General features: G+C 53.3%; 11 protein-coding genes. 5 read left to right on the forward strand and 6 right to left on the reverse strand.

The window, feature by feature from the left end:
* Nucleotides 1–70 precede the first annotated feature (70 nt).
* The gene (locus HOO88_03560) at nucleotides 71–427 is read left to right on the forward strand and encodes a four helix bundle protein (protein ID NOU35833.1); all 357 of its coding nucleotides are present in this window, start codon (nucleotides 71–73) and stop codon (nucleotides 425–427) included.
* A gap of 51 nt (nucleotides 428–478) precedes the next feature.
* Entirely contained in the window at nucleotides 479–1,945 is a 1,467-nt protein-coding gene (locus HOO88_03565) for a glutamate synthase subunit beta (protein ID NOU35834.1), read from the forward strand.
* Between the two features lie 190 nt (nucleotides 1,946–2,135).
* On the opposite strand, the gene HOO88_03570 is transcribed toward HOO88_03565, so the two are convergent.
* Genes HOO88_03570 through HOO88_03580 form a run of 3 tightly spaced genes read right to left on the reverse strand, consistent with a single transcriptional unit; the run spans nucleotide 2,136 to nucleotide 6,582 of the window.
* Nucleotides 2,136–3,041 carry a response regulator gene (locus HOO88_03570; protein ID NOU35835.1) on the reverse strand — a complete coding sequence of 302 codons (906 nt, stop codon included), beginning with the start codon at nucleotides 3,039–3,041 and terminating at the stop codon, nucleotides 2,136–2,138.
* Nucleotides 3,038–5,392 carry an ATP-binding protein gene (locus HOO88_03575; GenBank protein NOU35836.1) on the reverse strand — a complete coding sequence of 785 codons (2,355 nt, stop codon included), beginning with the start codon at nucleotides 5,390–5,392 and terminating at the stop codon, nucleotides 3,038–3,040. Before HOO88_03575 ends, HOO88_03570 begins: the two co-directional genes overlap by 4 nt.
* Entirely contained in the window at nucleotides 5,389–6,582 is a 1,194-nt protein-coding gene (locus HOO88_03580) for a DNA cytosine methyltransferase (GenBank protein NOU35837.1), read from the reverse strand. The genes HOO88_03575 and HOO88_03580 overlap by 4 nt, the downstream gene beginning before the upstream one ends.
* Before the next feature lie 87 nt (nucleotides 6,583–6,669).
* On the opposite strand from HOO88_03580, the gene HOO88_03585 reads away from it, so the two are divergent.
* Nucleotides 6,670–6,906: a hypothetical protein gene (locus tag HOO88_03585; GenBank protein ID NOU35838.1), complete on the forward strand. Its 237-nt coding sequence runs from the start codon at nucleotides 6,670–6,672 to the stop codon at nucleotides 6,904–6,906.
* Nucleotides 6,907–6,928: 22 nt separating this feature from the next.
* Here HOO88_03585 and HOO88_03590 read toward each other — a convergent pair whose 3' ends face one another.
* Together HOO88_03590 and gdhA are read right to left on the reverse strand one after the other, a co-directional pair.
* Complete coding sequence (locus HOO88_03590; protein ID NOU35839.1) at nucleotides 6,929–9,526, reverse strand: pyruvate, phosphate dikinase; 2,598 nt, start codon at nucleotides 9,524–9,526, stop codon at nucleotides 6,929–6,931.
* A gap of 134 nt (nucleotides 9,527–9,660) precedes the next feature.
* The gene (gdhA, locus tag HOO88_03595; protein ID NOU35840.1) at nucleotides 9,661–11,007 is read right to left on the reverse strand and encodes an NADP-specific glutamate dehydrogenase; all 1,347 of its coding nucleotides are present in this window, start codon (nucleotides 11,005–11,007) and stop codon (nucleotides 9,661–9,663) included.
* Nucleotides 11,008–11,283: 276 nt separating this feature from the next.
* Here gdhA and HOO88_03600 point away from each other — a divergent pair, with 276 nt between their 5' ends.
* Together HOO88_03600 and HOO88_03605 are read left to right on the forward strand one after the other, a co-directional pair.
* Entirely contained in the window at nucleotides 11,284–12,297 is a 1,014-nt protein-coding gene (locus HOO88_03600; protein NOU35841.1) for a DUF128 domain-containing protein, read from the forward strand.
* Nucleotides 12,298–12,446: 149 nt separating this feature from the next.
* Nucleotides 12,447–13,319 carry an arsenic efflux protein gene (locus HOO88_03605; protein ID NOU35842.1) on the forward strand — a complete coding sequence of 291 codons (873 nt, stop codon included), beginning with the start codon at nucleotides 12,447–12,449 and terminating at the stop codon, nucleotides 13,317–13,319.
* Nucleotides 13,320–13,347: 28 nt separating this feature from the next.
* Here the strand turns inward: HOO88_03605 and HOO88_03610 are convergent, their stop codons facing one another.
* The gene (locus HOO88_03610) at nucleotides 13,348–15,000 is read right to left on the reverse strand and encodes a hypothetical protein (GenBank protein NOU35843.1); all 1,653 of its coding nucleotides are present in this window, start codon (nucleotides 14,998–15,000) and stop codon (nucleotides 13,348–13,350) included.
* Between the last annotated feature and the right edge of the window lie 55 nt (nucleotides 15,001–15,055).

Here is a 15,055-nt window from a genome sequence, read left to right on the forward strand (position 1 = left end):
TGGAATTTAACAATACAGGAACTGCGGCAGACCTAAGGCCTAAAGCCCAAAGTCTAAAGCCTTCTAAACCATGAGAGACCATCGGAAGTTGAAAGCGTTTGAATTGGCTGATGCACTCGCCCTGTCGGTGTATCGGTTGACGCAAAACTTTCCCAAGGAAGAAACCTTTGGCCTGACTTCACAGATTCGGCGAGCAGGAATTTCGGTTCCATCCAACATTGTAGAAGGCTGTGCGCGGAACACAGAGAAAGATTATATCCACTTCCTTGATACGGCCTATGGTTCAGCGAAAGAAGTTGAATATCAGGCATCCATTGCTCGAAGACTCGGATATTTGAGTGAAACAAAATTAGAAGAAGCTGCGGCTGAAACCGCACGAGTGTTAAACGCTTTGATAAATGCATTACGGAATAATGGAGGCGATTAGACCTAAAGCCTAAGGCCTAAAGTCTAAAGCCTCTCTCCGAAGGAGAGACCCATGGGTAAACCAACTGGATTTAAAGAATTCGAACGCAAGACACCAGCCGAACGGCCGATTGTTGAGCGCATCAAGGACTACAACGAAGTTTACCGTCCGTTCCCCGAAGACAAGCTTCGGGAACAGGCCGCGCGCTGCATGAACTGCGGCGTCCCCTTCTGCCATATCGGTTGTCCTCTCGGAAATATTATTCCTGAATTCAACGACCTGACCTACAAAGGCCACTGGAAAAAAGCGTGGGAAATGCTTTCCGCCACCAACAACTTTCCGGAATTCACCGGACGCATCTGCCCCGCCCCGTGTGAAGAAGCCTGCGTGCTCGGTATCAATGAACCGCCGGTCACCATCGAGAATATCGAAAAAGAAATTATCGAACACGCCTTCAGCGAAGAGTGGGTGGTTCCCGTTGTGCCGGAAACGCGCACCGGTAAAACCGTCGCCGTCGTCGGCTCTGGGCCGTCCGGCCTCGCCGTCGCACAGCAGCTCAACCGCGCCGGACACACCGTCACCGTATTCGAACGCGCCGACCGCGTCGGCGGCTTGCTCCGCTACGGCATTCCCGATTTCAAACTCGAAAAATGGGTTATCGACCGCCGCGTGAACATCATGCAGGCCGAAGGCATCGTTTTCAAAACCAGCGCCGCCGTTGGCACCGACATTTCCGCCGATGAACTGAAACAGTTTGATGCTGTGGTGCTCGCCATCGGTTCCACCGTCGGACGCGATATGCCGGTACTGGGCCGCGACCTCAAAGGCATTCACTTCGCCATGGATTTCCTGCCGTTGCAAAATAAAACCTGCGCCGGTGATTTCGCCGAGCCGCAGATTTCTGCTAAAGGCAAAAACGTCGTCGTCATCGGCGGCGGCGATACCGGTTCCGACTGCGTCGGCACCTCCATCCGCCACGGCGCGCGCAGTGTCGTCAATTTTGAACTTTTTCCTGAACCGCCGGGAGCCCGTCCGGCCCACCAGCCGTGGCCCTACTGGCCGATGAAACTGCGCACCAGTTCCTCGCACCGCGAAGCGGGCGAAGATCCCCGCCGCTACTGCATGCTCACCAAAGAATTCAACGGACAGAACGGACACGTCACCAGCGTGCGCACCGTCAATATCGAATTCACCCGCGAGCGGCAGACCGGAAAATCCAACATGGAAGAAATCGCTGGCTCGCAAAAAGACTGGCAGGCCGACCTCGTCCTGCTGGCCCTCGGATTTGTTGGTCCCGAACGCGACAACGCCGTCAAAGCGCTGGGCGTTGCGCTCGATAAAGCGGGCAACATCCAGACCGGCAAAAACTATCAGACTTCCGTTCCGAATGTCTTCGCCGCTGGCGACTGCCGCCGCGGACAATCACTCATTGTCTGGGCGATTTCCGAAGGCCGCGAAACCGCGCGCTGCGTCGATGAATTCCTGATGGGCGAAACCAGCCTGCCGTCCCGCGGTCCCGCTGAACTTCCGCGCCGGTAGGCGCAGGGGAGAAGGCGTTAGGCCTTAGGTGACCCGGAGCTTCCAAGGACTGGAAAGATTCCTCGCAAAGGCGCAAAGCCCGCAGAGTTTTTTCCAATGATTGGACTCTGAGCACAGCGAGAGGGGCTTCGCAACCGCGAAACAACGACCACCGGGGTGGCATGCAACAAAACCATGGAGGCGGGTTCTTTTATTGAGACAGAGCTTCAATTGCAGTTGCTAATTGCCGTAGCTCTTTTCTGATTTCCATAAATTGGGCGTGGCCAAACCCATCTTTGTACTGAGTTGAGTTTTCGAGGTATATTCGACCATCTTCTTCTTTGAGAGTAGCTTCTTGATGGGCAAGCTCGTTTCGTAGTTTTTGCATTTTGTTGAGGACGTCCAGAAGTCCGTTCGGGAGGCCTTTTAAAACCTCCATGCTATCGAGGCGGTCTCGCACACAGCCGTACTCCATTGCCAATGGATCTTCTACTGCCGCAATAAAGTTTTCATGAGACATTTCGTCCGCTTGCTTTTTGCAGGCCTCGGCTCTTTTATTGAATCGTTTTGTTGTGCGTTGAACCTGAGTATCTTTTTGACTGTGATCCAAAGCCCTAAATTTGCGAACAAGCAACAGGCGCAATTTTTTGTCTAACTTGCTCATCTCGTCCAGAACAACCCCGCGCATATTGTTGAGATCACAGATCCGTTTGAGTTGATCTTCGATGATGTCGGAACCATCCCGATGTAAATCGGTTCGGGTGACGATGTAAACCCCGTCAACTCGCAAGTCGAAGAGTGCTTTACGCATATCTTCAGCCGGCTTGGAGCTGTAAAAAATCATGTCCGTATATATTAGTCGTCGAAGAGAATGAGCTATTTCGGCACCGTTTGTTTGGTCTTTCCCTAAATCATAATCAAAAATGATCAGGTCGTATGGGTTGTAGATTTCCAGACGACCTTCGAGTGCTTGTAGGTCGTCGTTGCTAATAGTTAATCTAGAATCCAAATCCAAGTTGAAGCCGAGTTCGCCAAGTTTTCGCCTTATAGCTTCAACATGAAATTCTACCTCACTCGGTTGATCCTCAATCCACAATATTTTGTAATCAATCTTCATTTTCCGATCCTGACTATAAAGTGAGTGCCTCGTTTTGGTTGTTCCTTTGACAGGGATATCTCCCCTCCGATAGATTCGAATGTCTGTTTACATAGGTATAGGCCCAGACCAGAGCCATCCGTTCGAGAGAAGCCTTTTTCAAAAATACGGGAGGGGTCGCTAATCGATCGGTCGAGACCCCGTCCATTATCTATGATGTCGATCTGAAGGAAGCCATCTTTTATGGAGATGCCAAACTCAACGCGCGCTGCCTTTGCTTTTTTCGCATTATCGATGAGATTTTCTATTGCCATACCGAGCTCAATGGGCTTGAACCTTTTCTCAAACGATTTTTCTGTGCAATCAAAAGAAACCATAATTTTTGATGCATATATCTGGGATATATTTTTCAAAAATTCACAGATAAACGCAGCAAGGTCGGTGGTGAGGTATGTGCTGTCCATTCGGAAATTTCCGTGTGTCGCAAACCGCGAGGCCATTATAATTTTTTCATTAATTTCACGTAAATTTTCAAGCGACTGTTTAATGTTTGGAGGCAGTCTGGGATCGGCTTTATCTTCACTCGGGAGAATTTCCTCAAGCTGTACTTTTGCATTGGCCGCATAGATTACGATTTGATGAAGAAAGCCTTCTAGAACTTCCTTATCCCGAGAGCCGCTCCCAAGAAGGAAGAGGGAACGTTTTTTTTCTTCCTCAAGCTCTACTTGTGCGGCATTGGTTTCTGCTCGAGCTTGTTCTGCTCGAAGGGCTTCTTCTTGGGCTCGTCGTTCGGCGGCTTTACGAGCTACGGCCTCTTCTTCCGCGATTTTTAACGCTCTGGCTTCGGCCTCTTTGACCTTTTTGAACTCTGCTTCGGCGCGTTGCACATCTTTTAGAAGCTGATTATCCCCCTGTTTGGCGGCGATGTTATTGAGCCGCGACAGCGTGGCTTCAAGGTCAGTCACCTTGTCACTCAGGATTCCTACTAGATTTCGGTTGTAATCCAAAACCTTAATAGAACCTGATAATGACAGAGCTTCTACCAATTCGATGATGCGATCACGATTGGTATCCAGCGATATCCTCTCTATGGTGGAATACTCTTTGTCTAGCTTATCCCTCCATGAAACGCCAACCACATAGGCCTCGAGTTTTTTTATGCAAAGTAGTACGCACTCGTTTAGTTGCTCGCTTGCAGGCGTGTGAATAAGGCCCTTGTCCCGGCTGGAAGATTCTCTAAACGCAGTTTCATTGCCGTAGACAGATACAAAACCTAGAAGCTCTCTGGTTCCAAGGTATCGGTTGTATCCCTGCGCCTTTCGTCGATCTAGCCCCCAATAGTCATCACCTTCTTCACCAACGGGATAAACAAGGAATCCGTTTCGGATCAGGAAGACGGATCCGTACTGTACAGAGGGTATTCCCATACGTCTTCCGAAAGTCATTTTTGCTGAAGTATTCAGATAGGATATCTGACATCTGAATCCTGCCGTCCGAAGCTCGGATAAGCTTTTTGAGACATCTTCACGAGTCCGATAGATCACCGAACCACGATCCGTAAGGGTGATATCTAGATTCCCTTTGGTATCTATCGAGGCATCAAGGGCGGTGGTTTTGTCTTTTAAAACATCAAAAATGTCGTTGGTAATACCTCCGTTGACAACTTCTGCAAAGCGCTCTCCTTTGAGGGCTTCTTCGCTCTCCTTTTCATCAGAAGAAACTTCTCTATCGCAAAACAGATGAATCTTGCCTTGGTCTTCTAGATTCTCGAAAGGGGGAATCAACTTCGAGAGCGAGCGATGCAGGCGGAGAAGCTTATTTCTATCCCATGAGCCGGCTTCACGCAAATCCGAGATCTCAAGGATGACACCGTGCTTTAACTTTCGCGGACCATTTGGGAATTCAAAATGAGGAAGTTGATTATAAGTTACAGCGACATCCCGGAATTCTTGTTTGGCGTCTTTTTCGAAGGCACCCCAATTGACCTTTAAGTTGTGAACATAGGTTTCGCTGGATATTTTCGACTGAATTCGGAGGTGTCCCCCTAGTCTATCGCATGAGAATCGGCCCACCCCCTTGTTGCCCGCAAAGATTTTCCTTTGCGACCGCTCAACCCCTTCTTTTTTTGCGGAGTATGCAACAAAAAGCCATTTGTCCCTTAAATCGGCCTCATCCATTCCATTTCCGTCATCAGCGATGATGATTTTTTGGTTCTTAGGATCGTTCAGAAGAAAGGATACCTCAATGTTTTTGGCTTCAGCATCGAACGAGTTTTTGACCAGCTCAAAGATGGCAACGAAATCATCTGTGATGAGGTCTTTCCCGATAATACTTTTGAGCGCAGAACTGATTCGAAATTTAACCGTACTCATATCAACGCCTCCCCAAGCACCCGCCCCGCGAGTTCTGCAAACAGTGGCGGGATGGCATTCCCAATTTGCGAGTAGCGGGGAACTTCGATTTTTCGTCGTGAGCCGCCGGTTGTGTATTTACCCTTGAATTCGTACCAGTCGGGAAATGATTGGATGCGCGCATATTCACGGACGGTCAAAATTCTAGGTTCGCAGTAATGGACGTAATCGTCGGGCAGAGTAGTCAGTGTGGGCGTTGGCTCAGAGGCTCGTAGTAATTTTGTACTGCTTTTTCTCGTGTTGAATTGTTTCTGAACATCTCTGGAGGTTAATTGGTTTTCAATGATTGCGGCAAATTTATCCTGCACAGCTGGGGAATGTTTGGCGAATCGGTGGCTGTCGGGAGTTTTTCCTGCGCCCGTTCTCATTAATTTTTGGTACGGCGAAAATGCGCGCGATGCGTATTTCCCAGCCATAAATCCAGGCGTGTCGGGTGAATCAAATTCTCCGTGACCTCGCTCAATGTCGGATATGGCCTGCTTTAATGAGGGTGTGGCAGAAAGCTCTTTTTTACCCAAGAAGTCTGATGCCGCCGCTTTTATGTTTTTAAAAAATTTGTCGGCTGTGCCGTTTCGAGTACCGACAATAATGAACCGTTTGCGCTGCTGAGGAACCCCGAACTCAGAAAAGTCGAGCACGTGCGGCACAGCATCTTCGTACCCAAGAGCATGCAGTTTTTTTAGCACGGTTTGTGAAACGGGGGTTCCTCGTGTATCGCCAGTTTTAAATCCGACACTAAATCCTTTTACGTTTTCAAAGAGAATCGCCCGGGGCTGTACGAGTTCAATGAATTCCAGATAGGAGTGTACCAAATTGTTGCGGTGGTCTTTTTCAGCCCTGCGGCCAGCCAGCGAGAACCCCTGACATGGCGGTCCGCCAGCAACAAGATCCACCTTTCCCCGAAGAGCGATAAGGTTGGCTCGGTGGGTTATTAGCAACGACTTAATATCATGGTTTTGTTTGCGGAGCCATTCCGGCCAAGAGAAGTGTTGGTGGCTGTCTATGAGGTTGTGCTTCAGCGTTTTAAAGGCGTCCGCATTTTTCTCCACGGCAAAAAGACCATGCCATCGCTCGGAGTTATAGAGACCCAGAGAAAGTCCGCCGCAACCAGCAAACAGATCAATATACGTTAGCTTTTTCTGGATTTTCATGAGTTTTACTATCGGGCAAGAAGGTACAAACTATTTGGTTGTTTGCAAAGCCTATCCTTTTAACGGCTAAGTGTCCAGGCGCTTTAAATGAAAGATGGCTCGTTGAGCAACGCGTCAATTTTGCGAAGAAAAAAGGAAAAATGGTTTCATACTCCAGCAATCTCCCAAAAATTGGAACCGGCCTTCGCCAAAGGCTTCGGCGGTCAAGAACGCGGTGAGGACACCGCGTCTACATTTCCAAGGCTTGGAACTTTTCGTGGATTTTTGTGTTTTTCGTGGCGATTAATTTCCAAGGTTTGGAACCCCAAAGCCTATGGCCTATAGCCCAAAGCCTTTCTCCCCCTCCTCACTTAAGGTAGCAGACGACTTTTTGATCTACCGCGCTAGCCCAGAGGTTGATGCTGCTGCCGCCGGGCAGATCTTTCGTTTCGATGACGTGCACGGCGTCGGCCCATTTCGTGGCGGAAGGAACGAGATCGAGCAGCCGATTGCGTCCCTTCAGGAAAAATTCTTCGTTGAGGAAGTTGTTGCCCTGTTTCGGGAAGAGCGCCAGATAGAGCATGTTGTTTTCGACCAGCTCGTTGAGAAAGTGCGTGCCGAGTGATACGTCGGGCACGAGGTGTTCGTGCATGGCGACGATTTCGCACAGGACATTCACGCGGTTGATGTCGTTGAAGCTGACGGGAACTCCAAGCTCCGGACTGCTGGTGCCCCATCGTCCGGGGCCGAGCAGCATGACGGTGCTGTCCGGTGTCGCGGTGCGATTGATTTCGCCGATCAACCGGGAGACGGCGTAACGCTCCTGCAGAGGAAGTTTTCCGTAGATTGAGGGAACCACATAGATCAGACGATCCACCGGAATCAAACGGCTCTGCCCGACAACCGCGCCGCGCGCTTCGATGATGCGGCTGGCTTCCGGCACTTTAATTTCCGGCAGTTTCACCGCGCCGACACCCTGCACCTGAAGCGGGCGGCACTGGACGAGGTTGATGCGGTAGTTTTTTTCGTCCACAAAGTTCATGGTGAATTCGATGTCCACCGGATAATCGTAGGCTTCGTGCAAAATATTAAGGATGTCGCGCATGTCGTGCACAAACGGTGTCTCCTTGAGCAGTTTGTCGAAGGTGAGCATCCGGCGCTCGACCCGCCGTCCGTCAGGCAGAGTAACAACGTCAGCGGCGGCGAACATATCCAGCGGCAGATCTTCCGGCGGCGTTTTGATGAGATCGCTGAACAATTCGGAGGCGGGCTGGTTCGATTCGAGGTCGAGGCAATCGACGCGGCGCTGTGTGTATTGCAGTGTCGCTTCAAAATTTCCTTCCGGGCGTTTGTCCGGCGCGTTCAGCGCGACGATGCGGGTATGGTCGTCGTCGGAGCGATCCACGGCGCGCGTGCCGAGTCCGAAGACCAGCCGCATGACGCCAGCCTCCGGATCAATGTCAGGGCTCCATGCGTAAGGATTGAAAGAAAAGGCGACGCCAGCCGCCTGCGGATAAAAGTAGTGTCCGTACGAAGCGCCGGAAACGCGCATGACCAGCAGCGCCATCTGCTCGTCTTTATCGAGCGCGCCGCGGTGAGCGCGGTAGTTGAGCGCCCTCTCGCTCATGGAGCTGGCGTAAATGGTTTTCACAGCGGCGAGCAGATCCTGCAGGCGGCGTTCGCGCGGCCCCTGATTGGCGCAGAAGACGCTGTCGTATTTTCCGGCGTAGGAGTTGCCGTAGTTGTCTTCGAGCAGTGAGGACGAGCGGACGATGAACGGCGACGGCCCGAAGTAGTCGAGCATTTCATCGAACTGCTGAAGAATGTAGTCGGGAAAGTCGCCGCGAATAATCATGTGGCGGGCTTCTTCCGCTCCTTCAAGGAAGCGCTCCGGATCGCTCTGGTTCTGGCGCACTTTCCAGATGCCGTTACGCACAAGGAAGGTATAGAACGCGTCAGAGCCGATATAAAACGAATCGTGCTCTTCCAGCAGTTCGACGTAGCGCGGATCGGTGCGCTTGAGAATGGCGCGGGCCAGAAGCATCCCGACGGTTTTACCGCCGATCAGCCCCGTGCCGATCATGCGTTTGCGTACATCGAGAATATCTTCGAGCGTCAGATTGCGCGCAATCAGCCGCTGCATTCCTTCGTCGCGTGAAATAATCATCCGCGAGAGCTGTTCGTAGAGAATTTTCCCGCGCTCGGGAATGTCGGGGCGGTACGTTCCAGATTTAATCATCTCACGGGCGCGGACAAATGCTGTCTCCCAGAAATCGCCGCTGCTGTCAGCGCTCAGTCCCGACCAGCGGGCCGAGGTGAGAATCTCGGAAATCACATTACTGGAGCTGACGGCATGAAACGTGTCGTCCTCTTTGCGCCATTCGTGAAGCATATTGATCGTCGGCGAGTGGCGGTGCTGCGTCTTCATCGGTCGCAGATAGAGCCGGCCTTTATGGGAATAGACATCCAGAAACAGCTGGGTCGTGCGGCTGATCGGGCCGATGGCGTGCTGCGTGTGATAGTTGCGGAACAGCGCGAAGTAGGTGACGGTTTCAAGGTCGAAAAGATACGGACAGGTCAGCATGAAAAAATTGCCGAGCATCTGATCGGAATACCAGTCGACCGCCAGACACGACAGGCAGTCAAAAACATAGAACCCGCCTTTGCCGACGCGGCGGATCACTTCATGAATGCGGGCGATAAACGCTTCAAAGCCGATCTGCGGGTCGAGTTCGTGCACTTCGGTCGCCATGAACGACGGCAGTAGCGGTTCGTGGCGGGCGAAACGGAAATAGATCAGCACCCGGCCGTTATCCTGCGCCGCCTGAGCGAACGGCAGCACGAACGCCTGATACTCGGCAATGTCGTCCACCTGCCAGACGATATTATCGCCAGCCAGCACACCGCGAATCGTGTGGTCGAGATCCGGAATCCCTGTGCTCAGTGTTGTGCTGAAAGGTTTCATGAAGGTCTCCTGCTGACGCTCGCCGTTCTCTCATTTTTTCCAACCATTGGAAAACCCAATATTCGAACGCCCCATCATTCCAAACAAAAAGGGGGCCGAAGCCCCCTTTCTGTTTTTGTATCGCAGGGCTTCGTTTAGATCAGCCCCTGAGCGAGCATGGCATCGGCCACTTTGGTGAATCCGGCGATGTTGGCGCCCGCCACATAGTTGCCCGCACAGCCATATTCGGCGGCTGTTTCGAAGCAGTTCTTGTGGATACTGACCATGATGCCGTTGAGTTTTTCGTCCACTTCTTCGCGGCTCCAGCTCATCCGCATCGAGTTCTGACTCATTTCGAGACCCGATGTGGCTACGCCGCCGGCGTTGGCCGCTTTGCCCGGTCCGTACAGAATCTTCTTGGCCAGGAACCGTTCGACCGCTTCCGGCGTGCTCGGCATATTTGCGCCTTCGCTGATCAGGAAGCATCCGTTATCGAGCAGCGTCTTGGCGTCGTTGCCGTCGATTTCATTCTGCGTAGCGCTCGGGAAAGCGCAGTCGCACTTCACAGACCACGGGCGTTTGCCTTCAAGGAACTGTGCTTTGCTGAACTTCTTGGTGTATTCGCTAATGCGTCCGCGCTGTACGTTCTTGAGGTCCATGACCCACGCCAGTTTTTCGTCGTTGATGCCATCCGGATCCACGATGGTTCCGGCGGAGTCAGACAGCGTGACGGCTTTGCCGCCGAGCTGGTTGATCTTTTCAACGGTGTACTGCGCGACATTACCGGAGCCGGAAACCGTACACACTTTGCCTTCGAGGCTGGTGCGGCGGGTCTTGAGCATTTCCTGCGCGAAATAAACCGCGCCGTAGCCGGTAGCTTCCGGACGGATCAGTGAACCGCCCCACTTCAGCCCTTTGCCGGTGAGCACGCCGGTGAATTCGTTACGGATGCGGCGGTACTGGCCGAACATGAAACCGATTTCACGTCCGCCTACGCCGATGTCGCCGGCCGGTACGTCGGTGTCCGGGCCGATATGGCGCTGCAGTTCCGTCATGAACGACTGGCAGAAACGCATGACTTCGCTGTCGGATTTACCTTTCGGATCGAAGTCCGAACCGCCCTTGCCGCCGCCCATAGGAAGCGTGGTCAGTGCGTTTTTGAAAATCTGCTCGAAGCCAAGGAACTTCAGGATGCTGGCATTCACGCTGGGGTGAAAGCGCAGTCCGCCTTTGTACGGGCCGATCGCGCTGTTGAATTCGAAGCGGAAACCGCGGTTGACCTGAACCTGACCTTTATCATCCTGCCACGGCACGCGGAAGATGATCTGACGTTCCGGTTCGACGATCCGGTGCAGGATTTTTGCATCGCACAGGTCTTTGCGGCGGGCCATAACCGGTTCCAGCGATTCGAGAACTTCGCGCACGGCCTGCAAGAACTCCGGTTCGCCCGCATTGCGGCGTTCGACGATGTCTAACACTTCTTTGACTACACTCATTTTCATCTCCCTGTTCAGGTTTACGGCTTAATCTCTATACGGCATTATCGCGTCGTATAAATCCTGTAAGAACGTCCCCATTTCATCTAAAAACCCTCTCCGGTCAACGGTTATTTTTAAAGCCAAAGTTGCATTTAAAAATCTATGCGGCATTATTGCCGTATAAATTAAAAGTTGCGCCGCCAAAGCCCCGCAATTCGATGAAACGGCTCACGGCGCAATGTCAGGTTATACGGCGGATTTTAGAACGCATTTTTTTTGGCCGAACGGAGGTAAAAACGGATGAATGTCCGGAACGACAAAGCTCGCGCAGCCGTTTTGCGGGCACTCAGCGAACTCGACGGACCGGCCGGCGCGGCGCGAATTGCCGAGCGGCTGCCCGGCATGGGCGTCCGGCTCCAGCCGCGCACCATCCGGTTATATCTGACCGAACTCGACCGCGACGGACTGACCGCGCTGAACAGCCGCCGGAAAGGCCGCGTCATCACCGAACTGGGCCGCGCCGAACTGGAACGCTCCGACGTTGTTGCCAAAGTCGGTTTCGTCCGCGGACGGATTGATACGCTCGGCTACCGGATGACCTTTCGCGGTGAAACAAACGAAGGAACGGTTATCGCCAACTTCGCGCTGGTTCCGTCGCGCGACCTGTCACAGGTTTTCGCCGAAATCAAACCGGTTTACGCCCGCCGACTTGGGCTGGGTGATCGGCTCTGCCTGATTCGCGCTAACGAAATGCTCGCCGGACACGCTGTTCCCGGCGGCTATGCCGCACTCGGAACTGTCTGCAGCGTCACCGTCAACGGCGTTCTGATGTCGGAAGGCATTCCGGTCACTTCGCGTTACGGCGGACTGATTGAAATGCGGCAGGGACGACCGGTACGGTTCGTCGAACTGATGGACTACTCCGCCACCACCGTTGATCCGCTCGAAACATTCATTCGCGCCGGTATGACAGATGTGCGTGAAAGTGCGCGCAGCGGCCACGGCATCATCACGGCCAGCTTTCGCGAAATTCCGTCGGTCGCGCTCGACGATGCGCGCCGCGTCTTCGACCGGCTTCAGCGTGCCGGCATGGGCGGCATCCTGATGGTCGGCCGCCCCGGTCAGCCGCTGCTGGATATTCCGGTCGCTGAAGGCCGTACCGGCTTTATTGTGGTTGGCGGGCTGAATCCGGTGGCGGCGCTGGTCGAAGCAGGCATTTCCTGCGAACTGAAATCGCTCTCCGGCCTCGAAGAATTCAGCCGCTTCAGCGCCTTCGACGAAACCTTCCGCCGCTACATGGATGCGCTGCGGTAGAACACAGGCAGCGTCTCAATGTAGACGCGACGCCCTCGTCGCGTTTTTAAAGAAAGAGAATGCGACGAGGGCGTCGCATCTACATTTCAATAAAACCCAAAAGCGTTTTGCTCTTTCCGCCCGCCACTGCTAAAAACTTCCTGCGAGATATGAAAGAGATTTTCCTCACTGCTTTGATCGACAGCGCCGGAATGATTCCGTTCCTGCTGTTCATTTATTTTGTCGTGGAATGGTTTGAGCGGAAGTTCGGCGGGAGCATCGAACACCGATTAAAGAAATCCGCCAAGGCCGGCCCGGCGCTGGGCGCGCTGTTCGGTTGCGTTCCGCAGTGCGGATTTTCCGTCGTGGCCGCGTCGTTCTATTCGCGCCGCCTGATCACCACCGGTACGCTGCTGGCCGTTATTCTATCCACTTCCGACGAAGCGATTCCAGTAATGCTGGCGCAACCGGGCCGATGTGGAATCGTTATCACCCTGCTGATCACCAAGCTGATTATCGGCATAACTGCCGGATTTCTGATCGACTTTTTTATGCGCCGCCGCAAGTCAGTCGAAGCCGCTTCCGCCATTCAGGCCAACGAACATCACGAGCTGGGCTGCTGCAACCACCAGCTTTCCGGTAAGCCCAACCCGTGGCAACTGCTAAAACATCCGTTGATTCACACGGCGAAAATTTTCCTATTCATCTTTGCCGTGACGCTCGGCATTAACGGCCTGATCGCTCTGGTCGGCGAAGAAAATCTCGGCCGCGTTCTGCTGCGCCATTCCCTGTTCCAGCCGTTTCTCGCCGCGCTGGTCGGACTGATTCCTAACTGCGCCGCTTCAGTAGCCATCGCCGAAATGTTTTTGAAAGGCGGCATCAGCTTTGGTTCCGCCGTCGCCGGACTGTGCTGCAGCGGTGGGCTCGGACTGCTGGTACTGGTACGGGAAAACCGCGATTTTAAAGATACGCTCCGGGTTATCGCGCTGCTGGTCTTCATTAGCACCGTTGCGGGGCTCGCCATTCAGCTTCTTTTCCCGTAAGCACCGCCAAGGCCGTCCCCCGATTCATTTATTCAGCGGACGGCTTCTGTAAATCCTTGAGGTTGCCCTCGCGCAGAAGAGCTTCCTGCCAGCTGGAAACCAGCCGCTGTGTGCGCCCGCGAGAAAGACTGTCCGTTAGTTCTTCGCGAACGGCTGGCAGACCAACATCTGCATCCGTCGATTTGCGGGAAGTCACACAGGCCAGCAGTACGCCGCCTTCGACCGGAGCCGGATTGCAAAGTTTGCCCTGCGGCACATTAATACAAAGGCTGGCAAGAACATCGCCGTATTTGTCTTTCAACTCAGTCGACATATCAAATTCGGGCGTGGTCTGCACCTTGAGACCGAACGGCGCGATGGCCGTTTTGAAGTTTGCGCCTGTGCTCATTGCCTTCACCACGGCCTGATCAATTTCTACGGCGCGTTCGGCCAGCGCTCTGGCAATCGCCTGTTCGCGCGCCTCTTTGGTCACTTCGGCCGCAACCGCATCAAAGGTCGGAATGAAAGCCGGATAGCGCTGTTCCAGCGAAAGAACATAAACGGTGTCTTTGCCGATGACGGCATCGCTGAAAGACGTGTAGGCATCGTTATCCAAACTGAAAGCCGCCTGCCGGAAAGGCGCCGTTTCGTCGATACCCTTGAGGTCATCCTGCGCGCCGAAGGCTGGCAGTGCTTTGATTTTCAGGCCGGCAGACGCGGCGGCTCCGGCGAAGTTCGGCTTCCCGCCTTCGGTTTTTGGAGCCACCGCTTCGACAAACTCTGTTGCTTTCTCAGCGGCCAATTTACGAGCCGCCGCCTGATGAAGCTGTTTGGTAATTTCGCCTTCCACCTTTTCGAATGGTTTGTACTCTACCGTTGCCATGCTGTTGCTGGTCTCAACGCGGTATTGCTCAATGTTCTTATTGTAAACCTGCAGAGCGGCACCATCCGGAACAACCGCTTTTGCCAGATAGCCGCTCACCGGAAACTCAACATAGGACACGCGCACTTTGGCCTGCATGCGGAACGCGGCGGGGTTTTTGTCGAAAAGAGCCTGGGCCTCTTCCTTGGAAACGGTGACCTTCTTTTCGACCTGAGCGCGCGGTACAACGATATAGTCGAGCACGAAGCGGTCGGTGTAGAGATGGTAGGCCTTCTTCAGTTCGTAAGGAGAAATCAGCGCCGCCTGCGCCGGGCGGGCCATCAGTTTATAAATGACGATCTGTTCGCGGAAAAGCTCTTCCGCCTGACGGGGCACAAGACCAAGCTGCTGCAAAATCGCTCTGTAGATATTGCCGTCAAATGTGCCGTTCTGTGCGCGGAAAAGCGGCATCGCCTGCATCTGCTGCACAACTTCCTTATCGGTCACAAGAATGTTCTCGGCCTGCGCTTTGCGCAGAACCGCCACGCGCTGCCAGGCTTCTTTATGGAGGGCCGCGTTCATCTCTTCTGTCATGGGAATCATTTTCCCCGAGGAGAGAATGTACCAGATATACGAGTTGTGATAGGCGCGGCGGTATTCTTCCATGGACACCTTTTTGCCGGACAGCTCGCCCGCCGTGACGTCCCTTTGCTGCCGGTTTGACGAACGCATCGTGGGCGTGAAAAATCCAACGAAAGACACGATGATGACACCGAGAATGAAGTACCAGAGCACTTTGGACTGAATCAGTTTGTGAAAGCGTGTGATCAACATTGCCATAACAGACCCCTTGGTTTTGCGATAAAAAACAGGGGCACAGCATAGCCATGCCCTC

The sequence above is a fragment of the Kiritimatiellaceae bacterium genome (assembly GCA_013141415.1).
GTDB lineage: Bacteria > Verrucomicrobiota > Kiritimatiellia > Kiritimatiellales > Tichowtungiaceae > Tichowtungia.